Annotated in this window: 19 protein-coding genes; 10 read left to right on the top strand and 9 right to left on the bottom strand. The window is 32.8% G+C overall.

Annotated features, from left to right (window positions below; all coding sequences use genetic code 11):
* Positions 1-842: 842 nt before the first annotated feature.
* From Q5760_RS02520 to Q5760_RS02510, 3 genes are read left to right on the top strand one after another with little or no spacing between them, the layout of a single operon-like run.
* On the top strand, positions 843-2,045 hold the full coding sequence (locus Q5760_RS02520; protein WP_428910711.1) for an ABC-three component system protein: 1,203 nt from the start codon (positions 843-845) through the stop codon (positions 2,043-2,045).
* Positions 2,042-2,533, top strand: a complete 492-nt coding sequence (locus Q5760_RS02515) for a three component ABC system middle component (protein ID WP_428910710.1) — start codon at positions 2,042-2,044, stop codon at positions 2,531-2,533. Before Q5760_RS02520 ends, Q5760_RS02515 begins: the two co-directional genes overlap by 4 nt.
* A complete protein-coding gene (locus Q5760_RS02510; RefSeq protein ID WP_428910709.1) occupies positions 2,530-4,470 on the top strand; it encodes a DUF3732 domain-containing protein in 1,941 nt (646 codons plus the stop codon). Before Q5760_RS02515 ends, Q5760_RS02510 begins: the two co-directional genes overlap by 4 nt.
* Positions 4,471-5,683: 1,213 nt before the next feature.
* On the opposite strand, the gene Q5760_RS02505 is transcribed toward Q5760_RS02510, so the two are convergent.
* From Q5760_RS02505 to Q5760_RS02470, 8 genes are all read right to left on the bottom strand, one after another.
* Positions 5,684-6,454, bottom strand: a complete 771-nt coding sequence (locus tag Q5760_RS02505) for a hypothetical protein (protein ID WP_428910708.1) — start codon at positions 6,452-6,454, stop codon at positions 5,684-5,686.
* A 418-nt stretch (positions 6,455-6,872) separates the two neighbouring features.
* The gene (locus Q5760_RS02500; protein WP_428910707.1) at positions 6,873-7,016 is read right to left on the bottom strand and encodes a hypothetical protein; all 144 of its coding nucleotides are present in this window, start codon (positions 7,014-7,016) and stop codon (positions 6,873-6,875) included.
* Between the two features lie 16 nt (positions 7,017-7,032).
* Entirely contained in the window at positions 7,033-7,335 is a 303-nt protein-coding gene (locus tag Q5760_RS02495; protein WP_428910706.1) for a hypothetical protein, read from the bottom strand.
* Positions 7,311-7,529: a hypothetical protein gene (locus tag Q5760_RS02490; RefSeq protein WP_428910705.1), complete on the bottom strand. Its 219-nt coding sequence runs from the start codon at positions 7,527-7,529 to the stop codon at positions 7,311-7,313. The genes Q5760_RS02495 and Q5760_RS02490 overlap by 25 nt, the downstream gene beginning before the upstream one ends.
* A 305-nt stretch (positions 7,530-7,834) precedes the next feature.
* The gene (locus Q5760_RS02485; protein ID WP_428910704.1) at positions 7,835-9,499 is read right to left on the bottom strand and encodes a toxin-antitoxin system YwqK family antitoxin; all 1,665 of its coding nucleotides are present in this window, start codon (positions 9,497-9,499) and stop codon (positions 7,835-7,837) included.
* A gap of 458 nt (positions 9,500-9,957) precedes the next feature.
* Entirely contained in the window at positions 9,958-13,302 is a 3,345-nt protein-coding gene (locus Q5760_RS02480) for a DEAD/DEAH box helicase family protein (protein ID WP_428910703.1), read from the bottom strand.
* A gap of 43 nt (positions 13,303-13,345) precedes the next feature.
* Complete coding sequence (locus Q5760_RS02475) at positions 13,346-14,491, bottom strand: restriction endonuclease subunit S (protein WP_428910702.1); 1,146 nt, start codon at positions 14,489-14,491, stop codon at positions 13,346-13,348.
* 1 nt (position 14,492) lies between these two features.
* Positions 14,493-15,968, bottom strand: coding sequence for a type I restriction-modification system subunit M (locus Q5760_RS02470; protein ID WP_428910701.1), 1,476 nt, complete (start codon positions 15,966-15,968; stop codon positions 14,493-14,495).
* A 332-nt stretch (positions 15,969-16,300) separates the two neighbouring features.
* On the opposite strand from Q5760_RS02470, the gene Q5760_RS02465 reads away from it, so the two are divergent.
* From Q5760_RS02465 to Q5760_RS02435, 7 genes are all read left to right on the top strand, one after another.
* Entirely contained in the window at positions 16,301-16,426 is a 126-nt protein-coding gene (locus Q5760_RS02465) for a hypothetical protein (protein ID WP_428910700.1), read from the top strand.
* A 176-nt stretch (positions 16,427-16,602) separates the two neighbouring features.
* On the top strand, positions 16,603-16,734 hold the full coding sequence (locus Q5760_RS02460; RefSeq protein WP_428910699.1) for a hypothetical protein: 132 nt from the start codon (positions 16,603-16,605) through the stop codon (positions 16,732-16,734).
* 73 nt (positions 16,735-16,807) lie between these two features.
* A complete protein-coding gene (locus Q5760_RS02455) occupies positions 16,808-16,978 on the top strand; it encodes a hypothetical protein (RefSeq protein WP_428910698.1) in 171 nt (56 codons plus the stop codon).
* Positions 16,971-17,375: a recombinase family protein gene (locus Q5760_RS02450; protein ID WP_428910697.1), complete on the top strand. Its 405-nt coding sequence runs from the start codon at positions 16,971-16,973 to the stop codon at positions 17,373-17,375. The genes Q5760_RS02455 and Q5760_RS02450 overlap by 8 nt, the downstream gene beginning before the upstream one ends.
* Before the next feature lie 131 nt (positions 17,376-17,506).
* Positions 17,507-18,919, top strand: coding sequence for a recombinase family protein (locus Q5760_RS02445; protein WP_428910696.1), 1,413 nt, complete (start codon positions 17,507-17,509; stop codon positions 18,917-18,919).
* 284 nt (positions 18,920-19,203) lie between these two features.
* Positions 19,204-20,673, top strand: a complete 1,470-nt coding sequence (locus tag Q5760_RS02440) for a recombinase family protein (RefSeq protein ID WP_428910695.1) — start codon at positions 19,204-19,206, stop codon at positions 20,671-20,673.
* A 235-nt stretch (positions 20,674-20,908) separates the two neighbouring features.
* Positions 20,909-22,498, top strand: a complete 1,590-nt coding sequence (locus Q5760_RS02435; RefSeq protein ID WP_428910694.1) for a recombinase family protein — start codon at positions 20,909-20,911, stop codon at positions 22,496-22,498.
* Here Q5760_RS02435 and rlmD read toward each other — a convergent pair.
* Positions 22,457-23,902 carry a 23S rRNA (uracil(1939)-C(5))-methyltransferase RlmD gene (gene rlmD, locus Q5760_RS02430; protein WP_428910693.1) on the bottom strand — a complete coding sequence of 482 codons (1,446 nt, stop codon included), beginning with the start codon at positions 23,900-23,902 and terminating at the stop codon, positions 22,457-22,459. The genes Q5760_RS02435 and rlmD overlap by 42 nt on opposite strands.

The raw sequence follows: 23,902 nt of genomic DNA, 5'->3' as shown, positions 1-23,902 counted from the left end.
TCAAATAATTTTTTCTTTTCGCTTTCCTTCAACTTTACACCATTCCAACAAATTAAGTTCTATTCCTTGAATATTCTATATAGGTCATAAACTTCTTCTCTATTGCTTCCGGGTGCTATAAATTCACGGGTTTCAGAAGATTCTTCTTCAAAAAAACACCCTACCGGAAGAATTAAATAAGTTTACCTTTAAAGTCTACACTTATATGACATTTCTTACCTTACTTTCCTTCTGATCTCCTTTGAATTTTTTTAGCAGCTATTCCCATTTTTATTCTTCTAGATATTAATATTTTCTCCTCTTTCTTTAGAAAGTCTATAACTAGAAAACGTTGTCAAGCTATTCTGCTGTCGAAAATTCCGCTTGTAGTTCATTTATACCTGCTTCTATTGCTCTTTTTTTTTAATGTTTGAATTCTTTATTTAAATGCACCTTTTTCTCCTCCATTAATGTTAAAACTTCAATATTGTTATTTAAAGTATTATATTTTTTAAACCCTAAAAAATTCAATAGTAGTGAAAAAGAATTATTTAATAGGCTTGAAACTTTTTAGAAAAGTTCCTGTGCTCGTTTTTTAAATATTTTATTTTCAATTAGCAAAATATTATATAAGACAATAACTTATTAAATTTCTCTGATTATCAAACAACTTAAAAGGGTACCACCTGTGGTTAGCCTTTCCCCAATTTACTGTTCAAATAAAAACTAGTTCCTATTTTCAGATATTTATTATGATATAATTATAATATTTACATTATTTTTCCATTACCTTATTACCATCAGAGTATAATTCCAACAATGATTCATTATAAATCTCTTTTAAAATTAAGGAGGACGGTTATGTGTCTAGTCAGTTCTCAGCTGGTAGCTCAGCAGTCGGTTACATATATCAAGTAAGATTTGCATTATATTTAATATTGAAAGACGAAAATCTTGATAAAGAAGTCTCAATTGAACGATTAGATGATGTAGCATTTGAAGAAAATGGAACACCTTCTGAATTAATTCAATTAAAACACCATATAAAGAAAACAGCAGCTTTGACAAATGGCTGTAGTGATTTATGGAAAACATTAAGAGTATGGAGTGAAGCGGTTAAGAATAAACAAATCCAATTACCAGGAGTAATTTTATCATTAATAACAACTGGTATAGCACCTGAAAACTCCGCTTCTTATTATCTGAAGGCAGATCAGTATAGATCTCCTGATAAAGCTAGGGATATTTTATTGCAATTTATTGATACCTCTAAAAGTGAAACAAATAAAGTTAACTATGAAGCTTTTCTTACTCTAACAGATGAGGAACAATTAGATCTGTTAAGGGCAATTTATATAATAGACAAGAGTCCAAATATTATTGAGATATCTGATTTAATTAAAAAACGTTTAACACTTTCAACTAGACGTATGTACGTAGGTGCCCTTTATGAAAGAATTGAAGGTTGGTGGTTTAATAAAATAATTGAGCATTTGGTTGCAAATTCCATTGGTTTTATTCCTGGATATGAGGTACAAGATGCAATTAATGATTTTGCGGAACAATTTAGACCAGATTCTTTACCAATTGATTATTATGATGAAACCCCAACAGACCGGGACTTTAATACTGTAAATGAGAATATGCTTTTTGTAGAACAACTCCACTTACTTGAATTAGATAATAAAAGTATTCATTTATCAATGAGAGATTATTATAGAGCATTTATACAGAGGTCTAGATGGGCAAAAGATGAACTTTTATTTGTTGGAGAATTACAAAGATACGAGAAAAAATTAGTAGAAGAGTGGGAAAGGCAATTTATCAGAGTTAATCGTTCAAAGAAATCTGTAGATGAGGAAGTTCTAATTGAAAGAGGTTTAGAACTCTTTGATTGGATGAATGACGCACAAATATATATTAGAAAAAACTGTACAGAACCTTATGTAATGAGAGGCAGTTATCATATGTTAGCAAATAAATCAAATCTTTGTTTAGGTTGGCATCCTAGATTTAAAGAAAGAATTAGTGAATTGCTAGAAAACTATAAGGAGAGAAGCATATGATTCCTTGGGATTCAAGACCACCTGAAGTAGCTTATTATTATAATCCTGCATATGTTGGACGGCTGTTGAAGGAATTTGTATCTTCGTATCAATCTAAAAGACCTGAAGGGGTGTCTTATGAACTTATTTTTGTAGCAATACCAATAATAATATTAAAATCTTTTAGAGATGCTCTTCCTAGATCTACTAAAACTCATTTACATAATTGGATTCAGGATAACGCTGATTACAAAATAGGTTTTGCAACAACAGTTAGAGAACTAATCCCATTCGTAAAAGAATCTTTAATTTTTTTATTACAAAGAAACATATTATCAATAAATGAAACTGGAAAATTATTATTAGGGACTTCAAAACTAAAAAAAAGACAATTAAAAGATACCGATGAAATCTTAGAAAGTATAAACAAAGCTAAATTCGTTGGAAGATGGTTTGCTAACTCTGGAGAAGTAGCAACTATTTATGCATTATGGGGGATTCGATTATGACAATGCAAATAAAAGAAATTACTCTATATAGTAATCAAGGGGATATTAGGACAATATCTTTTAAATCAGGTAAAGTTAATATTATTACTGGTAAATCTGGAACAGGTAAATCTGCTATTATATCAATAATTGATTATTGTTTAGGTAGATCTGATTTTAATATTCCGGATGGCGTTATAAGAGATTCTGTAGCGTGGTTCGCCATTAAACTTACTATAAATAATTCAGAAATATTCATTGCAAAACCTACACCAAAAGGAAATGCAGCAAGTCAAAGTACCGCATTTTTAAAAGTTGGATCAAAAGTAGAAACACCTAAAATTGATGATTTGATAATAAATAGTAATGATGATGCAATAAATGAGTATCTCTCTAGAATTGTTGGTATTGTCTCAAATATAAATGAGCCTCCTAAGAACCAAACAAGAGATTCTCTAGAAGCAAATTTTAAACACACCAAATATTACTTATTCCAAAATCAAAGTCTAGTGGCCAATGAACAAGTATTATTTCATCGTCAAAATGAAGCGTTTATGCCTCAAGCAATAAAAGATACCATTCCGTACTTTTTAGGTGCAGTTAGAGATGATACTTTAAATTTAAAAAAAGAGTTAAGAGCAAATAAAAGAAAACTAAAATCATTGCAAAAAAAAATTAATGAGGCTGAAATGTTAAGCGGAAAAGGAATTACCCAGGCTAGTGGTTTGTTAAAAGAAGCAAAAGCGGTTGATTTAATCGATAATGACATTTCTCCTACTACTAATGAGGAATTGGTAAATATTTTAAAAGGTGTCTTATTATGGGAACCAACTCCTGTAACACATACCGAAAATGATAAGTTGAATGACTTATTTGAAGAACGAAAGAAATTGTTAAAAGAATCAAAAAGTATTTCTGAAAAAATAAAACAAGTAATATCTTATGAAAAAATGATGAATTCTTATACAAAGGAAGTTGGAAATCAAGTTTCACGTCTTGAATCAATCGGGTTATATAATGAGGCTGAGAACGCACAAGTCTGTCCCTTATGTTCATCTAATCTAGTTAATGTCCAGCCTACTGTAAAGGAAATAATGAATTCGCTTTCTTCTCTATCCAAGAATCTTTCAACTGTTGATACAGGAAAAGCACATTTAGAGGGCCATTTAAACAAATTAAGTGAAAAGTTATCTGATATTAAAGAAGAATTGCAAGAAAAGGATCTAGAAATAGAAATGTTAAGTTCACTGGAGGATTCAATTAAGGATATTAAGGACGCTAATAATAAAAAGGCGATAGTAATTGGACGTATAAGCCTATTTCTAGAAAATATAAAACCTGAAAATGAAATGCTAATGGAGAAAAAAGAAATAGAAGAATTAGAATCTATAATAAGTGATATTACCGCGAGGTTAGACCGAGAAAATACTGAGGAACTTACAGACTCAATTTTAAATATAATTGGTACTCAAATGACTAAATGGGCCGAGTATCTTCAATTAGAGCATTCTAGCTTTCCCTATAGATTAGATTTAAAGAACCTAACTATTGTAGCAGACACCGACGAGAGACCTATCCCTATGTTTAGAATGGGGAGTGGAGAAAACTGGCTTGGATGTCATCTGATTGCACTTCTAGCTCTCCATAAATTCTTTATCAACAAATCGCGGCCAATCCCTGGTTTTCTAGTTCTTGACCAACCAACTCAGGTTTATTTTCCTCCTGAAATCTATAATAATCTTCAAGGTGATGTCACTGAAATAGCCGATGAAGACAGTATCGCTGTTAAGCGTATGTATGATTTATTGTTTGACGTATGTGAAGAACTATATCCAGATTTTCAAATTGTTGTGTTGGACCACGCAAACTTAAATGATATCAAATTCCAAAATTCACTTATAGAAGAACCTTGGAGAAATGGTAATGCATTGATACCTAGTAGTTGGTTAATTAAATAAAGTTTTATTTTACTTCTTCCAAAAATTCAAATCAATTCTATGCTTTGAATAAGTAACCCGTGCAACTGAGTATGATTATTAGCCTGATGTGCGGTGGTGAAGCCTAGAATTTACCCTTTACTTTAAGGGTAGAATTCGGCATTTAAAGAACTCCTGTTTAAGCGTTTGGAGCCGCCGTATTGTTGTGGTACCAGTCAGTGCTTCATAAGCATTACTGAATTGCCCAGGTCTCGCTTTACCAATAGTTTCACCACGAAACGTACCACAACCCACCTTGCAATTGCAACGAGCACGGGATGTTTGATCCTTAAACTAATAAAAAATTATGCACTAGGATCAATCTGGGAAATTAATGCCCATCTAACGGGCTGACATCACGAGGGTAAGTCGTGAGCGAGGTTGACGGGAAACTCTAACAATTCTTTTACGTCTTTTTTGCATTATCTATTCGCCTGCCGATAGATAAATGGGCACACTGCCAGTTATATTAATATATTTCTCGGATGTTAAATAACCAAAATCTAAAATGTTTTGATATAAAATTTTAATGATTTCTCATCCTATTGTTAATTTTAAATAAATTAATTGATTCCCTTGCCGTATTAGATAATAATTTTTTTTATTCCTACTAGATTTGGATACAATATAACATTTTTGGGTATCATCTAGGAAAAATAGAAAAAACTAGATTGGTTCGTACTCTATAATCCGCCGCGGAGGAATGTGCTGATGGATTTAATATTTAATTGATTGATGGAGTTAAACTTGTTCAGCCATAGAATCAAAATTGAAGAAGAAATTAACAAATGACGCAGGAATTTATTTAAATAGAAGCTTAGCCGAAAGGATCTTTTTTATAATGAATTGACTTCTATTGCAAAATAAATATAGTGAAAATTAAACCTCCTACTATTAATTAATTCTGATCGAATTAAGGAAGATAAATTCGGATCATCAAAGACCCCACCCTTGCTTGTTTAGGGTGGGGTCATTTGTGAACACGGATTTTCTACGACTATTAGATCTCTGGTCATACCGTTTATCACAAGCTCTCTTTTTAAAAAAATACCTTCGTAATTTGTGGAGTATAATTGACATCACAAGGATGTTGGTTGGTTTAGCAGCATTCTTATAAAAAATTAAAGTTTATAATCTATAATAACATTTAAACCTGATACTTCATAAAAGATCTCTCCTAGACAACTAGTACAAGTTACTTCTTTTCACTTTCTTGATTATCCTTACTTGAAGTTATAGATTCATCTAAGTTTAATAATTTTTCTAATTTCTTTAATTCAGGGCCCTGCTCAGAAACAGCTTTCCGGGCGTTATTTTCTGCATTACCAATTCCTTCTTCTACTTTTTCAATAGTACTTTTATACAAATTTTCTAACTCTCGATTAATCACGACATTTACAATGCTATTTTCTAGAAAAATAATAACTAAGTAAATTAATAATGTAGTTGTACCAATGAAAGCAGATACAATAGCAAACCACTCATAAATATACATTAAGTAAAAACTTAATAATGTAAATAGTAAAAAAATCAATGTGAATAAAAATCGTCCTTTAATAAACTTTTTATAAGAAATTAATGGTTTTAAAAAATTATAACCAGAAATTAAGATAACTATGACAGGAATAATAATTGGCCCTAAGAAATAAAAACTAAATTTTTCTATATAGTCAAAACCTGTAGCAGCAAAGATATAACCCAAAACAATTAAAATTATTCCCGTAATCGCATAAGCCAGTTCTCTAGTAAATTTTCTTAAATCGCTTGTATTTTTTATAATTTTAACCTTGTTGTCAATTTCTTTGGGTTGCTTCTCATTCCTGAAACCCGGTATAATAGCACGAATCCCTTGTATTGTATTTTGAAAGAGTCCTAAACTAGTTAAAATAGCTGTAATTAGGGTTAAAATAGCTCCTGCTAACTGTAAAATATTTGGAAGCATTGAAGATATCTCAACTGAATCCAACGTGTTGCCATTGAGCCACAATTGTTTAATAAATTGGCACATAAATCCTCCGTCTATAAACTTTTATCGAAAAATTATAAATCTATTACTTTATGATTGAATAATTTCACTTAACCCATCATAGGCAGTTATTAATGGATTAACTGTATATTTGATTTTTCTATATTCTTTTGTTTACTTTTTTACTAACTATATGAAGTTTTTCGTATATATGAATATTTTATTATTAGTTCTGTGGCATTGTTACCTAAATATTATTCTCAATTTCAAAATCATTTTATCCGAGGCTTACCTTCTAAGATAGGGAATTTTTCCCTTCATTGAATTCTCTTTATTCTTTGTCCTAATATTCTTTCAAGAGCATCTTTATTTCTTTTTTATTATTCATCAAATTCTACTTGTACCTGAAATAAATTGTTCAAATACTATCTATCAACTCTTTTATTGCTGAAGCTTTCCAAACCAAACCTAAATCCGATTCCTTACGATATGCAATAACTGGAGATCCTGACTGCCCTTGTCTACTTCTACAATGATCAATTAATAATAATGGTAAATCCATATAATTAATATCAGGTTCAAAACGCTACTGTTCCTGTTGGCCAAATTGCTGCATTGCTTCCTACCTGAATTCCAAATAGGAATCCAACTACACTTACTGCCTCAGTAACTCCAATTATGATATCTTCACCCAAATCTAAATAATAAGGATTTACCTGTACATCATTTAAATCTGTCAAGGGAAGAGCTACAAAATCCACTCTGAAACCAAGATTTGGATGTTCAATCCATTTAGGTGTTTCCCCATCTTCTAAATATAGATCTTCATATTTAATTATATTGAATCCTTTTGCATTTATCCTGTTATGATATATCTCCATTTGGGAATTGCTCCTGTAGGAAAGAAAGGTTTATTAGTTTCACTGTTTCTCCCAGTAATATTTTGCCTATTAGTTATTAAAAAATATCCCGAAGAAGATGTTACTATAAAAGCTGTTCCTGATGAAATTGAAGTTTCGTTATAATACATTCTAATAAATAGCGACATTAATGATTCCTCTGTTAAATTAGCCATTTTAAAAACCTCTTTTTTTAAAAACTCTTACCTCCTAAGAATTCGGTATATAAAATCTTAAATCCTTCTTAAGCTACTGCACCTTTAAATCAATAAGAAAAAGCTGCCAATTACGGCAGCCGGATTTCAAATTTAGACTCCTGTTACAAGACAATATGCCGTATCGAAGCTTGACTAACTTTCTCTGCTTATGCAAAAGGCAAAGGGGTGGAGAGTATTATATATTAGCTGTTTAAGGGCATATGTGACCAAACTTGATAAGATATTTCTATATGCAGATTTATCCAACATCACATTTACTATACCTACTGGTCTTGGGTAGTTCTTACTAAATTTGGGTTATAATATAAAATTTTATTTCTTTCTACATTTGTTCTTTCTTGCGAAATTCCATTTTTCCAATCTGTCTTTATATATTCCTCCCAGCCATAATATTCATCTCGTATTTGCTGGTTTTCAAATGCACGCTCGTCTTCTTCGTAATCTCTTTCTTGTTCTTCACTCATTTGGTCTATTTGGTCCTCATAATATGCATCTCTAACAAGCAATTCTTCTAAACTGTCTATTCCATCACCTGATTTAAATAACAATCCTTCTCCTTTATAAGGAATCCCTTCTTTTATCTCCCCTGTAAATGCTTTAACATATTCATTTGGAAAATCATATTTGTTCACATATCCATCCCACGGTTTACCATTAACAAATGTTCCTTCAAATCTAACTCTTCCATTTTTATATAATTTTCCCTTTATTCTTTCATTTGTTTCATATTTTCCTTCAAAAAATAGTTCACCATTAGAATCGAAAGTTTTTCCAATTCCGGATTTATAACCATCTTTCACTTCCCCCCAATATTTCATTTTGCCATCCTTATAAAACTTTAAAGTTATACCGTCTGTTATAGCACCATTGTAAAAAATACCTTTATAAAAATATTCATCCTCATTATTTGGATTTTTCAACTCTAATTCATTTTTTTCTCTAATTGAGTTGACAGTCTCATAATTTATAAAATAGATTCTTTTATTCGAACTTAAATAACCACTAACATTCCCCGATTTAAATACACCGTCAGATATATAACCTCTGGCCTTCTCCCATCCATTTGTAGTATATAGAATTGCCTCACCGTTATAGAGATCCCCAGAAATAAAACAGTAATGATTAGTACCATCTATAAGATATTTGTTACCATCTACAAATTCAATATCTTTATTAGAAAATGTAAGTCTATAAATCTTATGTAAAAGTATAAATATATCAATATCAACTAAATCCTCAGTACTTAATAAAGAAAATCGATCCATTAATTGTAGAGGGGGAAAATCAGAAAATATTTGGTTCGATAGATCATCTATAAACTTCCTTAATTCCTCACCTTTTACGTCATCAATATCTTTATCTACTTCAAGAAGATTTTTTATAGTATAAAAATCATTATAAATTTTATAAAGCTTACTAATATCATCATTTTCTAAATTACTTCTTAATGCAGCAACATTTTCAATCCAATTCTCACTGAAGAAAATTCGATTAAGTTTAGGTTTCTCCTCTTTTATAATCAGACTGATATATAATTCTCGAATGTAGGTTAATCCACGTTGTAAGTCATAATACACAATTAATGCTCGTTTTCGTCTATCCTCAAAGTCTCTATTTTTCTCTAGATTTTCAAGCTCTTCTGATATATATAAACTCCTCTTATTAATTTTCCAAACTAAATAACTGAAATATCCAGTGATCCCTATTGAATACACAGTAAGCAAAAATGTCCAGAGATCAGATAAGGAAGCTACTGCATCCGCCGTTTCCTGCGGTTTTCCTCTTAATTTATACATTTTGACCAAAGCTTCCCATAAGTTACCGTAGACTAAATATAATAAACATAAAAAAATTAACGCAGGAAAAACTACAAGTATTAAAATTATAAATTTATTACTTTTCCAAAATTTTGTACTGTTTTCTTTCAAACCAAGATTCCTCCCTCAGACGAAAAACAGACTACCTTACACTCTTTTACATTTTCCTTTTGTCATAGAAATCGTCTAATTTTTTTATCTTCTCCGCACGTATATTTTACGGACTGTTTGGCTTCCTGTTCTTGCAAAAGATTCATAATTTAAATTACGTAAAATTAAATAGCTATCGCATAAATCTTGGAAAACTGTCATTTATTTCCTTCAGTCTATTTTCAATTGTTTGAAGTCTACTCATAGGATTTTTTCCTTTCTAATTTTCAAAAATCATATGTACTTTGGTTAATACTTATATTGTGATTAAAAGATTGGCAAATACAGGAGGATTAAATAATCAATTAGTTGCTATACTATAGATACGACTAGTAGCAAGCAAGATTAATGGCCAAGATCTCGTTTGTTACGTAAAAAAGGACCAAATTGGTCCTTTTTTATATTTAATCACTAGACACTTAAGCCCCTTCATACTCCTCAACATTACGATTAATCGTATCAATAACTCGTATAATTGCTCTTACGTCATCAATATTATCTCTAAACAGCTCAGTTACGCTGCCTAGAGCCCGAAAAGGATCTTCTTGTAATACTTTTTTCTCTAGAGTACCGTTCTTCACAACATAATCGATGATGAGTTTAACGAATCGAAGTTGATTAACATTCAACTTTTCTTTATTTAAAAACTCTGAAAAAGCTTCATTAGCTGCCTGTTGATCAAGACCAACTATTTGTCTAACAAGTTTTGCAATCGGGGTATCACCAAATTCTTTTTTATAGTCATCCTGAGTTCCTAGTTCAGACCATAAAATCCCTTCAAGAGTTTCTACATCTTGTCTAGTCAGTGGCTTGTTATGTCGCAGCTTATAAATTGCTGTTTGATCTTGATGTTCTTTTAAATATTGATTAACCTTCTTGCGGTAATTTTGCAGGTCATTTGAGCCGTAAAAAGGTGCTTCACCTTCACCAATTAAAGTGAAGTTATCCTTGAAGTTCGTGTAATAATCTTTTTGGCTTTCTTTTTCTAAGAATTTAACTAACTCTCGTATTGCTTCACGTACTTCTTCAAGTTCAAAAATATTGGCTTCTTCCCAAAAAACATCTGTCTGTACCTTCAATAGAATGTCCCTTTGAGCATTAACTTGAGGGATAGTACTTAACTTAGATAACTCTTCAGCTGTCTGAACAACACTCTTTATAGGTCTAGTTGCATTCTTTGCAGTAAGCTTGGCAAGTTCAATGGAATACATTACACTATCAAATCGCTTTGCTAATTCATCATCGACCATTGAAATAATCAACGGGGAAATATGCTCTTGAATTTCACTAACGTTCGTTACGCTAAGGGCTCCCCAATTCTCCCGGTTTTTATATTTGTGCACGAACTGCAAATGCATTCTTACTTGGAAGTTTTCCTCATTTAGCCGGCTAATCTCTTGATAAACATCTTCAATTAGTTCTTTACGGTGCCGAATATAAAGTTCTTCTTGGAAATCAAGTGCTTGAAGCTCTTTAATAATATCTACTTTCAAATTAAAGATCCGTTCAGTTAATCCAACTGAAACTTTGCCTTCAATTCCTTTTTGATTTTCTCTAAAAAACTCAAAGTTTCTTAAATAATCAAAAATTAAAAAGTACTCTTTATCCTCACCGACTCCAAAGAGATTTGAACATAGGCGAGTACCTCGGCCAATCATCTGCCAGAACTTCGACTTTGAACGAACTTTTTTGAAAAATACCAGGTTGACCACTTCAGGAATATCTACCCCTGTATCTAACATATCGACAGATACTGCAATTTGCGGAAATTTATCCTTTGTTGAAAAATCGTCTATTAGAGTTTGTACATAATCGACTTTATAATCAATTTGAGCAGCAAATTTACCGTTGTATTGCGGATATATATGGTTAAAACGTTCAACGATACGTTTAGCGTGCTTGGAATTATTAGCAAAGATAATTGTCTTACCAAGCTTATCTCCACCCTCAACCTTAATTCCTTTCTCCATTAGGTCATTCAGTACTTGATCGATAGTATTGTCATTAAACAACCACTGGTTAACAGCAGAGTGGCCTATTTCTTCGCCTTCTTCTTCACCAAAAGTATCTTCAAATTGTTCTTTTTCTTCATCCGACAATTCATCATAACGGAGGCCATCATCCAGGATCTTAGAAGTTGACTCAATAGTTCGATACTCGACTAAATAACCATCTTTTACTGCCTGTTCAAGTTCATATGCATAAGTAGGGGCACCAGTTTCTAAGCCAAAAATATCATAAGTATTTTTATCGATTTCATCCTTTGGGGTCGCTGTTAGCCCTAAAAGGACACCATCAAAGTAATCAAAGATTTCCCGGTATTTTTTATAAATACTCCGGTGACTTTCATCTATAATGATTAAATCGAAATGACCTACTGTAAAAAGCTTATTACCGTCTTTTCGCTTAGTATCATCAATTGCATTCATCATCGTTGGATATGTCGAAAATACCATCCGGCTTAATTCTGGGTTATCTTTGTTATCAAGCAAATTACAAAGAGTCATACTTGGTAGGAGATTATTAAAGTTTTTCTTTGCTTGTAGAACTAGAGCAGTTCTGTCTGCCAAGAACAATACATTTTTCACCCAGTTGTGTCTTACTAAAACATCTACTAGGGATACTGCGGTTCTTGTTTTACCGCTTCCAGTAGCCATAACTAAGAGTGTTTTTCGTTGTTTTGATTGAATAGCCTCACAAACAGCAAGGATTGCTTCTTTTTGGTAATAACGGTTGGAGATCTCATCTTTAATTTCAATATCCACTAAGGGTCTTTGAATTGTTCGACGATCAATTAATAATTGAAGATCCGACTTTGTATAAAACCCAGATACTTTCCTCTCAGGGTAATTCACATCATCCCAAAGGCGAATATCGAATCCATTTGTGTAGAAGATAATTGGTCTTTGTCCGTGCATTTGTTCAATGCAATCAGCATATAATTTAGCTTGCTGCTTTCCTTTGTTTGCATCATACGAAGTTTTCTTTGCTTCAACTACAGCTATTGGCTTACCATTGTCACCAAGTAACACATAATCAACAAATCCAATACCTTGATTATTCGGCATACCTGTTACTTGATACTCTACAAGAACGTCTCGCCCAAACTCCCACCCTGCTAATTTAAGCTCCAGATCAATATAAATTTTTCGGGTGTTATATTCCGAGAGTTCATCTACTTGGAAATCGTATTGTTCTGTATTTTCTATTCGTTTTTCAGTTAAAACCTTCCTCAGTTTTTCATTTTCCTGCATCAAGTCTTCAAGTTTTCGATCCTTCGAGCTTAATTTCTCGTACAACTCTTTATATTCTTCAGGTCTTTTTCTTGACTCTTCTCCACTCAAAAGAACTTCTTCGTTGAATTCTGACTCTGAATAATTATCAGAATAACAATAATCTAACCAATCAATAAATTGATGAAGATTATGTAACGCTAACACTGCTTCATCTCGTGTAATGTTTGAGTTTGTGTGTACTGCCACGTTACCTAGTTTAATGATATATTTCATTAAAGGGAAAAGATCCTCATCAATGATTGATTTAAATGTTGGCTCGTGAATCAAACTTGACAAATTATCCTGATAAGGTACCTTTAGCTCACTATCGGAAGCATATAGCCATTTTACAGCTAATTCAAATGCACGACGAGTCAAAATTGCACAAGTAGCCGGACTCACTTGGAGGCTTTTCTCTGCCTCCAAGCAAGCATTTGCAAAACTATTAAATTGAGCTTTTTCTACTAAAAACTCAAAATTGCGTAACAAATCAATCCCCCCCTAAAACCGTTCTATTTTGCATATTAACTTATTAATTGCTAAATAATACTCCTTTAAACGCCTGTTGCATCAGGGAGTTAGATAAATCTTCAATGTTTATCAAATTCTTCTCTAATAAATTTTTTCGTTGCAATATTTCCTCAACTATTTTGGTATATTTAAGTTGAGTCTCTAATGGTGGAATTGGTAAAACAACATTCTTAATTTTTCCTAGACTTAAGAACTTTTGTGCTCCACCACTCGATGATGTTTCTATAATTGAGTTTTTCATTGGCACATAATTTAATAAAGACTCCAAATATCTAGATTCAACTAGACCTTTATTTATTTTTAATAAAGCGACGTTTTTCATACTAAATTCTTCAAGGATATCATTCATTACTGCTGTACCAAGATTCACACCGATATTTGTGTAAAGTATATCACCATACTCAGGGTTACATCTCGAATATATTATTTTATGGTCGTCTTCTGATACGTAATCCAAATTAGAATAATCTATTTGAAAAGGTCTAATATTCTTCCCTGTAATTAACATAACTCCTGAAGATAACCTTTTAGGAGTATCGTGGGTTCCGTCAGTAATTTTAGTACATATATCCTCAAGTTTATAAGTAGTCCATCCTTTGTTATTACAAACCGGGTCTCCAAAAATTTCCAAAAAAACACTTTGAGTAAGAGCTGTTAATGATGATATTTGAATTTTACGTTTTTCTACAAGAGCTTGAACTTTATCTAATACGTCAACAATTTTTTCTTGTGTTTCGAAAGATGGAAGTGGAATCTTAATATTTTCTAATACCTGTCTGGAAATATGAGGTATCGTTGCACCTGTACAATTATCTCTTAAAAATTGAGATTTAGATTGCAAAAATTTTGCTACATAAGCGATAGAAAAATCTTCTCTCCTCCTTTTTAATACTGCAAGGGTACTACCTATAGCACCTTCCAGACTATATCCAATAGTACCTGCATTAGCTCCGTCCCAAGCAATAATTACATCATTCTTCGTTGCGTATACATACTTTTCATCATTAGAACAATATTTTATATTATTGTTATTACGTAAATCATCTATTTGAATAAACCTAACTTTATTTATATTTTCGGGACTTATTTGCTCAACCTTTTTCCCTTTTGTTATTTTAAACAATTGCTTAACAGTAAATTCTTTCATATTATAAACTTCCTTCAATTAAACCTTTTAATTCTTTTAAACCAGTTTCAATTTCTACCTCAATAGCCAATAAATTTTTCATTATAACTTCAGGTTTGTCATAAACTACTTCTTCATATTCAATCTTTTTATATTTGTTAATAGATAAGTCATATCCATTATTCCGAATTTCATCTACTTGTACAAAAAAGGATTGTTCAGTACGCTTTCTTTCTTTCTCAGCAGCCAAATCATTAAACCTAGAAATTATATCTGGAATATCATTTTCTTTTACTGGAAGGCGTTTATCATCTAAAGAATAACCATCTGCTTTCATATCATAGAACCAAATTTTATCAGTTCCACCAACACCTGTTTTTGTAAAAATCATTATTGCAGTTGAAACCCCTGCGTAAGGTTTAAACACTCCTGATGGCATTGAAATAATTGCTTCTAATTTATGATTATCAACAATTACTTTTCGAATAGATTTATGTGCATTAGAACTACCAAAGAGAACACCATCTGGAACAATAACAGCAGCTCTTCCGCCTTTTTTAAGCATTCTAATAAATAATGCTAAGAATAATAACTCAGTCTTCTTTGTTTTTGTTATTTTTAGAAGATCATTAGATACGGAATCATAATCCAAAGAACCTTTAAAAGGTGGATTAGCTAGAACAAGAGTGTACTGCTCATTATCCTTATTTTGCTCGGATAAACTATCTCGGTAAGCAATATTAGGATTATCTACTCCGTGAAGCATCATATTCATTGCCCCAATACGAAGCATTGTTCCATCCATTTCAAATCCGTGGAACATTTTTTGGTTGAAATGCTCCCTCAGACTTTGAACTAGAAACATATCACTATGATTTTCTTTTAGATAGTCTCCTGCGGAAACAAGAAATCCTGCTGAACCAGCTGCCGGATCTACTATAATATCTTCAGGTGTTGGCTTCATCAATTTAACAATCATATCAATGATATGACGGGGAGTCCTGAATTGACCATTTGTTCCAGCAGTAGAAAGTTTAGAAAGTAAATACTCATATAAATCACCTAAAGTATCCTTTTTACCATCTGTATTACTGGCTTGCATTAACCCATTTATTCCTGCAACTACTCTTGCTAAGAGTGATGGTGTAGGAATTACGAAAATAGCATCCTTCATAAATTTAGAGTAAACAGATCCTTTCTCCCCCAGGTCTTTAATAAATGGGAAAACTTCCTGGGATACAACATTAAACATTTCATCCGGGCCCATATTTGAAAAAATAGACCAACGTAGCTGTGGCTTATCTTTTGGAAAGATGCCCTCGAAGTCAAGGCCTAATAGTTCCGCATCCATTTCTTTTTTCTTCTCGTTATCATCCAATGTTTTTATATATAAAAGATATGTAAACTGCTCAATAACAGTTAAAGGATTTGTTATTCCACCTGTCCAGAATGTTTCCCAGACTTTATCCACTTTGTTTTTTATTTCTCCAGTAATCATTGTTACACCCCATAAATGAAAATCATATATACATATGTAAGTTAATTATACTACAACAGCACTTGGAAATATAATGGTAATCCCTTCAAACAGAGTCTATGTTCACAGGACTTTTACCCTGTAAAAATAAAATAAATATTTTTTTGAACTTTTTTCTCTAAAAACTGGGTTTTAAAAAAATTAGAGAATATAATCCATTTGAAAATTTTTAAGCAATAAATTTGGAAGTAATTAAACCAATAATTTAACACTTACATACAAGAATCAGTATTGAGTTTTAGTTACATCCACTTTTCAGACATATTCATCACTAAAAAAAGGAGAGAGAGTTTTTGAAAGTTATACGCTGCTACGCTTCACAAGAAAATGCACTTAATGCAAGAACTATTATCCAAGATTTATTAGTTTCAGAATTAGAAAGAATGATAGATCAACCAGCGAATGAAAAAAAACAATAGATAAGAAAGAACAGTTAGGAAGTGAATGTGCTTGAGACATACAGATCAAGATTTTCCATTTACGAGATTAAATCAAAACACTTTAGTAGAAAAATTGGTAAGGCTTCAAGAGGAAGGCTTTTTATCCCCGTTCCTACTAGAGCAATTTCTAGCCAATAAATACGGGAGGATAAACAATGAAAGAAAAAACCATTAATTCTTTCCCCGGTCAGGAGAAAGGAATTATCCAAATACTTATTAAGCACACAGATACAGAGGAATCTGTTCAATTAAGATTTGATTTGAAATTTGACGATCAGAAACAATAAATAGTTAGTTATATTTGCTTAACCGTATAAAACACACCTCTTTCCGTCAAAGATGAAAAGCGGAGGTGTGTTTATGCGGAAGAGAATTAATATTAAAACGGATTCAGAGGTAAACCCTGTAGTTGATATTTGGATGCAACATTTAATCCAGCGAATAATTATTGAGCAATTAGATGTTCCTCATCGGCTACAGGCGAAGTTACTTTATCAAAACATAGTGAAGGGAAGAGAAAACAATGATTAAAACTAAAGAGGACATTACAAAGTATAAGGTGTTCTTTAGACGGGTTAATACTACCGGTAATATTCAATACCAAGAATTTGCAGATGCTATATACAGAGAAAATTATTTACCTAGTGAGATTTTAATTTTGAATGAGGATGGAGTTTCAGCTAACACAAATATTGAGAAGCGACCACAAATGAAAAGACTAATACAAATGATTATTAATGATCTGGTTGAGATCGTCTACGTTTATGATCGCTCAAGATTATTCAGAGACTTTTATGCATTCAATTACTTTGTTTTACTATGCCGACAACATAATGTGAATATATTTGATATCTCATCAAGAAATGGTAATCAAAAGCCAACACTTTTCGAACAGCTAATAAAAATTCAGAGTGAAGTTGAAGAATAAAAATTCTAAGAAAAACTTCTTTATATGATATTGGATACATTCTTGAACCTAGTAAAATTTTTTAGCAAAAAAGATGTATCTTCATCGGCTACAGGCAAGTTAACAAGAAACTGAAAAGGAAAGAAAAATTAATGAATCAAGCAAAAAAAAATCAGAACAAGTATAAGGTATTTTTTCGGAGAGTAAGTTCTACCAACCAGGATTTAGCTATGCAAGAATCGGCTGATGCATTGTATAGAGAGAAATACCTTCCTAGTGAAATTTTGATTTTGAATGAGGATGGTGTATCTGCTAACAAACTAAATATCGAGCAGCGGCCAGAAATGAAAAAGCTCATCCAATTAATTATTAATAATCAGGTTGATATCATCTTCGCTTTTGACCGTACAAGATTATTTCGTGACTTTTATGAAGGGAATTTCTTTGTAAATTTATGTAGGAAACATAATGTGAGGATTTTTTTCACATCAGCAGGTTATGGTCATCAACAAGCAACAGATAACATATTAGTCGAAGGAGTAATGAACATTGTAAGCGATGTTGAAGGGAAAAATATTGCTAGGAGAACCGAAGAAGCTCGGAAAAGATATCCTCCTCGCAAGCTTGGATATATAAAGCAAAAAGAGACCAAACAGTATAGTAAGGATCCTGCGAAGAAGGATGCTTTACTCCTATTTTTTTCGGAAATCAGAAAAATTACAACACACAGAGACTTGGAACATTCTTTAAAAGAATTTAGCAAGGTTCTTAAAACCACTCCAAATCAGTTATTAAAAATTGCAAAGGATCCTTTTTATGCTGGATATGATCTGACCACCGGAAAAAATAAACTTGCACACGTAGAACCTTATTTAAGCTATGAGGAATTTCAAAAATTGCAAGTTAACAATGCTGTAATTTTATCCTATCAAGAGATGGAGCAGTCTCTTAAAAATCAAGACATATACGATTTGTGTTGCGGCATTTGTAGAAATCCAATGAAATTTCACTTTAATGTCCTTGATAATAAAGCCTGGTACTCCTGCTCACGTAAGCATACAAAAAATTTAATAGCAACAGAAGATTTATTTCTGATTATTAATAGGTCTTTAGAGAAATTTATTGAGCACCTAGATACAGAACAACTTATTAAAGATTCAAGAAACTTTTTCCATTCAATGCGTAAAAACACTGAGGCAGAACTGAAAACATTGGAAATAAAGAAACATCACTTGATGGAAAAAATCATTTTAGAAACTAATGATTTTAGAAATTGGAGAGAGAACTCTCACTATGTTGAATTAACTGAATTAGAGAACAAACAAAAGGGGTTCCTTAATCAAGTAGAACAAAAAAAAGACCTTTTATTAGAAAATGAGAGCTTGGTAGGAATGGTAAAAGAATATTTACATAAAAGTAGGCAAGCAAATCCTTTTTTTCTTACTTCGTTGCTTATCCAGGAATTATATGTTTATCCAAATGAGGTAAACATTGAGGTTAGCAAATTGGACTACCTTTCAGATTTACAAACTCAATATGTATTAAAAGGAGACGAACTAATATGAAAAGAGGAATTGCAATTTATTTTAGGTTTAATACAAATGAGAAACTACTAAAATTCTTGGCATCATCCCCGAGAATCTGTGCACTATTTAAAGCTCAAGAATTTGTTCTTAATAATCCTAATCCACTCGCAATTCTTGAACCCATTCACCGAAAAAATTACGAAATTTTACTATATAAATACTGTGCTGACCAGAGATTTTATAAAAGATTCAACAAGAGATTTTAAAGAATTCTAAGTCCCCATCTATTTAACAACATAATACTTGAAAGGAGATAGTTAATTTTGGAACTTTCATTTGCTTATATTCGCCGTTCTTCGTATAAGCAACAAGAAAATAATAGCGTCGAAATTCAGAAACAGCATATTCAAGAGTTCGCTAAACGGAATAATCTTTTTGTCCCAAATGAACTGATTTACATTGAAGACGTTACGAGTGCTTATTCCAAACGTGCAGCCCAACGAAAACAACTAATGAGACTGGGTGAGAAAATGGTTGAAATGAATATACCAACTGTTATTTTTCACGATATTTCGCGAATGGATCGTACTGGTTATTCATTTACAATTGACTTTTATCGCCCAATGCTAGAAAAGCTACCGGAACTTAAAATCTACACAACGGATTCAAATAAACCACTTGATCCAGAAGATACTAGTATCAAAATGAATTTCTTGTTATTTCAACACGAATCTGAGGTAAAGTCCGAACGTGCAGTTGGTAACTTAACTGCTGATTTAGAAAACGAGGCAACATTTAGACCCGGATCAAGAACACCTTATGGATACAACCAGGTAAAAAAGCAGCTAGAACCAAACGAAAATGCAGACATTGTATCCTTCATTTTCTTTCTCTCTAGCTGGGGGAAATCTTTACACAAAATAGCCTCAATATTGAATGAAGCAAGGATTCTTTCCCCCAAGGGTGGTATCTGGCGGTCCAGTACAGTTGAAAACATACTTAAAAACCCTGTTTATACAGGTAAATTGATCTGGGATGTACCAAAAAGAAAAGATGATGGTCAGAAACAATTCATCTTTGATAAATCACATCAGCCTATCATTAGTAAATTCCACCTTCAATTAATTAAACAAAACAACAGTCTTCAAAAATCTTTTGGTCGTATAGATACACCTTTTTTATTTTTAAACAAAGTGAAATGCAGACATTGCAATCAGTTATTAAGTACACATAATGGCTCTACTAAACGAAATGGTGTCAATTATTACTATCATTACTATGTATGTAAAGATTGTGGATATAAAGTTGACATTCAAGAAGTTCACAACAGATTTATCCCAGAAATACTAAATCGTGTAAAGGAATTAATTTCAACAAAACAAATTACATCTAAGACACTGGCTTTTATTCACGAAATGAATATAGAAGTTGAACAAAGTATTGAGATTAAGAACAAACTTTTACAAGAACTCGAAGAAAAGCTAAAGATAGCAAGAGATCTAGAAGATCGAGAACTTGAGCTTAAAATAATCGAATTCATTCAACAACACAAAGACTCTATAAAAGAATACACAATTTGCAAAGAAAGTTTAAAGACAACCTATCAACTTGTGGAAACTGATAAATTCTTTTCCAGATTTAATGAAATATTAGATCATCAATTAGGTCTAGATGAGAAGAGACTCATCATCCTATATTTTGTGGACTGCCTTGTTCTCTGTACTGACCAGGAGCCACAATTACATTTGAAATCAAATATCTTCTCCAATCTGATTGATTCACCTATTGGATGAAGTATCGAAATGCAAAAGTTGATTAATGGACAAAGAACCGAACATTAAGCTGTCCGAAAATATCACCAACTTAAACGATAACCAGAACCCCTCTAACTAGGGGTTTCATTTGAGGCCTGTTCGGTACTTTATCCAGATTGGTATACCATTTTGGACGAAGTATCGAAAAATTATTATTAGTATGGACGAAGTACCGAAAATTATACATAGTTTAAAACATTAAGGAGACCTATCAATGAATTTAATTACAACTCAATTAAGACCTATAAATGTGGTCAATACTATACCTACAAACCCACCAACATCTCAATACTATACTACTTATGGTGGTGATCGTGTTTTGAGATGTGCAGTATATGCTCGTGTCTCCACAGAGATGGATTCACAAAAAACTTCTATCGAAAACCAGATAGATTTATTTCGAAATTACGCTGCTGCCCAAAATAATTGGGGGATTGTGGAAATTTATACTGACAAACAATCAGGAACAAAAGGAACCAGGCCTGGTTTAAAGGCACTAATTGAAGATGGAAAAGCCGGAAAATTTGATGTGATACTAGCTAAAGAACTGTCAAGACTAGCCCGTAATGGAAGATTATCGTATGAACTACGAGATATCTGCCTGTTGAATAATATTCATATTGTCTGCCTAGATAATTCAATTAATACGATTACCGGAGAAGTACATAACTTTGGTCTCTTCGCTTGGCTGTATGAAAATGAGTCAGCCACTAGCAGCCGGAGAAATAAGGAGGCCAAACGTACAAAAGCCAAAAGAGGATTATTTGTAGGTTCTAATCCACCTTATGGATATTATTCAGACAGCGGCAAGCTAAAAATTCGTGAGGATAATACACCGGAAATTGTTAGAAGAATATTTAGGGAGTATTTAGAGGGAAAAGGAATGGACTCAATAGCAAAAAGTTTCACAGCAGAAAAGATCCCTACACCCTCACAAATTGCTAATAAGTCTAACGCATCACCTTTATGGCACGCTTCTACAATTAAGAATATCTTAAACAATCAACATTATTGTGGTGATCTTGTTCAAAACAGAACTGAAACAGTTTCAGTAACAACAACAAAACGAAGAACTGTTGATGTAGACCAAGCTACGATTCAAGAAAACACGCACCAGCCTATCATCCCAAAGGAGACTTTTCAAGCTGTAAAAAAAATGCTTCAAACCAGAACTCGTACAACTACTGCTCCTAAAAAGCACCTGTTCACGAATGTACTGTTCTGTGAAAATTGTCAAAAAGGAATGTGGTTCAAAGCAAATCAAAAAGGATATAGATGCGGTGGAAACATTAAGTACGGCGATACTTTCTGCCTAAATAGAGTTGTTATCCGAGAGAAGGAACTAAAGAATCTTATTCTAGAGGATTTACAGGAATTATTCCAATCTATTCAAGATGATGAATTTATCCAGAGCTTGAAAAAAAGATTGGATCAAAAGAAGGTTTCGATTTTAAATGAAATAACAAAAATTGAAAACAAATCGAAAAGATTACGTTCAAGAAAGAAAGATTATCTTGATATGTATGCTGACGAAATTATTTCTCGAGATGAACTGGTAGAATATCGTAAACAAATTGACCAGGAAGTAGCGGAACTCGAAACGATAAAGATCGAGTACCAAGTAAAACTGGAAGAGTGCGAAAGTGAGAATTATGCAATTGATTTAGGTAAGAAGCTTAAAGAAGTTTCAATACTAAACGAGTTAACTCCTCAAGTCTTGCACTCACTGGTGAATAAAGTCACCTGTAGCATTGATGGTAATCTACGTATTCATTACAACTTCGTAAATCCTTTCAACGAATAACAAGAATAGGCAACAACCACAAGGGTTAGTGCCTTCTTTTAAAATGAGTTGCGAGATACATTCGACGTGCATAGTCTGCGGAAACATATCCACCGGCTGAACTTCAACCGTCTGATACCCACCATCTTCCAATATCCGTAAATCCCTTGCCAAAGTAGCCGGATTACAAGACACATAAACCACCTTTTTCGGTTTCATTTCAATGATCGTCTGCAACAGCTTTTCATCACAGCCTTTTCGCGGCGGATCAACGACTAACACATCCGCTACAACGCCCTTTTTATACCAACCAGGGATTACTTCTTCGGCTTCCCCTACTGCAAATTCTGCATTTGAAATGCCGTTTAGCTCTGCATTTCGTTTGGCATCTTCAATCGCTTCTGGAACAATTTCTACTCCGTAGACCTTCCGTGCTTTTTGAGCAAGGAAAAGGGAAATGGTGCCGATCCCACAATAAGCATCAATAACGGTCTCTTCACCTGTCAATCCAGCGAATTCCAATGCTTGATCATATAAGACTTTCGTTTGTTCCGGATTTACTTGGTAAAAGGATCTTGCTGAAATCGCAAATTGAATATCACCGATCGAATCGTAAATGACCTCTTCTCCCCAAAGCAACTTTGTTTCATCACCGAAAATGACATTGGTCTTTTTTGGATTTATATTTTGAACAATGGACTTTACACCTGGAATAGCTTCTACAATCTCCTCAACCACTTTCTTTTTATTCGTTAACTCATTCGTTCGAGTGATCAAGACTACCATGACCTCACCGCTTTTTAGACCATAACGAGCCATAATATGGCGAAGCTCTCCCTTATGTTTTGGTTCATCATAGGCACGAACTCCGTTGGCATGGCAAATTTCTTTTACCTTTTGAACCACTTCATCATTTTTCTCCTGCTGGATCAAACATGTTTGCATGTCAATGATTTGATGGCTGCGTTGTTGATAGAAGCCACCGATTAACCCGCCTTCATGCTCACCAATTGGTACTTGTGATTTATTTCGATATCTCCAAGGCTCTGCCATTCCCAGCACAGGATGTACTTTTACATCGGGCAGTTTTCCAATTCGTTGCAGCACATCTCTTACTTGTTTTTCTTTTGCGAGCAATTGACCTTCATAGCTCAAATGCTGTAACTGGCAGCCCCCACACTCCTTATATATGGAACACTCTGGTTCCACTCGATAAGGACTTGCTTCCGTAATTTCCATAAGACGACCGAATCCATAGCCTTTATTCACTTTGACTACTTTGATTTTACCCTTTTCACCTGGAAGTCCATTCGGCACAAACAGCGGATATCCATCCACCTTGGCAACTCCTGCTCCATCATGGGTTAAATCTTCAAATACAACTTCTATATAATCGTTCTTTTGAACAGGCAATATTTTGCTCAT

This window comes from Niallia sp. Kr1 (assembly GCF_050389805.1).
Lineage (GTDB): Bacteria > Bacillota > Bacilli > Bacillales > Cytobacillaceae > Bacillus_BD.
This window is presented reverse-complemented; position numbering and strand designations above follow the sequence as displayed.

What these genes read in the sequence shown, in the direction of transcription:
- Q5760_RS02510 (WP_428910709.1), top strand. Translation starts at nt 2,530, where the DNA reads ATGACAATGCAAATAAAAGAAATTACTCTATATAGTAATCAAGGGGAT.
- Q5760_RS02455 (WP_428910698.1), top strand. Translation starts at nt 16,808, where the DNA reads ATGCGGAAGAGAATTAATATTAAAACGGATTCAGAGGTAAACCCTGTA.
- Q5760_RS02435 (WP_428910694.1), top strand. Translation starts at nt 20,909, where the DNA reads ATGAATTTAATTACAACTCAATTAAGACCTATAAATGTGGTCAATACT.
- Q5760_RS02490 (WP_428910705.1), bottom strand. Translation starts at nt 7,529, where the DNA reads ATGGCTAATTTAACAGAGGAATCATTAATGTCGCTATTTATTAGAATG.
- Q5760_RS02500 (WP_428910707.1), bottom strand. Translation starts at nt 7,016, where the DNA reads ATGGATTTACCATTATTATTAATTGATCATTGTAGAAGTAGACAAGGG.
- Q5760_RS02460 (WP_428910699.1), top strand. Translation starts at nt 16,603, where the DNA reads ATGAAAGAAAAAACCATTAATTCTTTCCCCGGTCAGGAGAAAGGAATT.
- Q5760_RS02470 (WP_428910701.1), bottom strand. Translation starts at nt 15,968, where the DNA reads ATGATTACTGGAGAAATAAAAAACAAAGTGGATAAAGTCTGGGAAACA.
- Q5760_RS02450 (WP_428910697.1), top strand. Translation starts at nt 16,971, where the DNA reads ATGATTAAAACTAAAGAGGACATTACAAAGTATAAGGTGTTCTTTAGA.
- Q5760_RS02445 (WP_428910696.1), top strand. Translation starts at nt 17,507, where the DNA reads ATGAATCAAGCAAAAAAAAATCAGAACAAGTATAAGGTATTTTTTCGG.
- Q5760_RS02495 (WP_428910706.1), bottom strand. Translation starts at nt 7,335, where the DNA reads ATGGAGATATATCATAACAGGATAAATGCAAAAGGATTCAATATAATT.
- rlmD (WP_428910693.1), bottom strand. Translation starts at nt 23,902, where the DNA reads ATGAGCAAAATATTGCCTGTTCAAAAGAACGATTATATAGAAGTTGTA.
- Q5760_RS02515 (WP_428910710.1), top strand. Translation starts at nt 2,042, where the DNA reads ATGATTCCTTGGGATTCAAGACCACCTGAAGTAGCTTATTATTATAAT.
- Q5760_RS02475 (WP_428910702.1), bottom strand. Translation starts at nt 14,491, where the DNA reads ATGAAAGAATTTACTGTTAAGCAATTGTTTAAAATAACAAAAGGGAAA.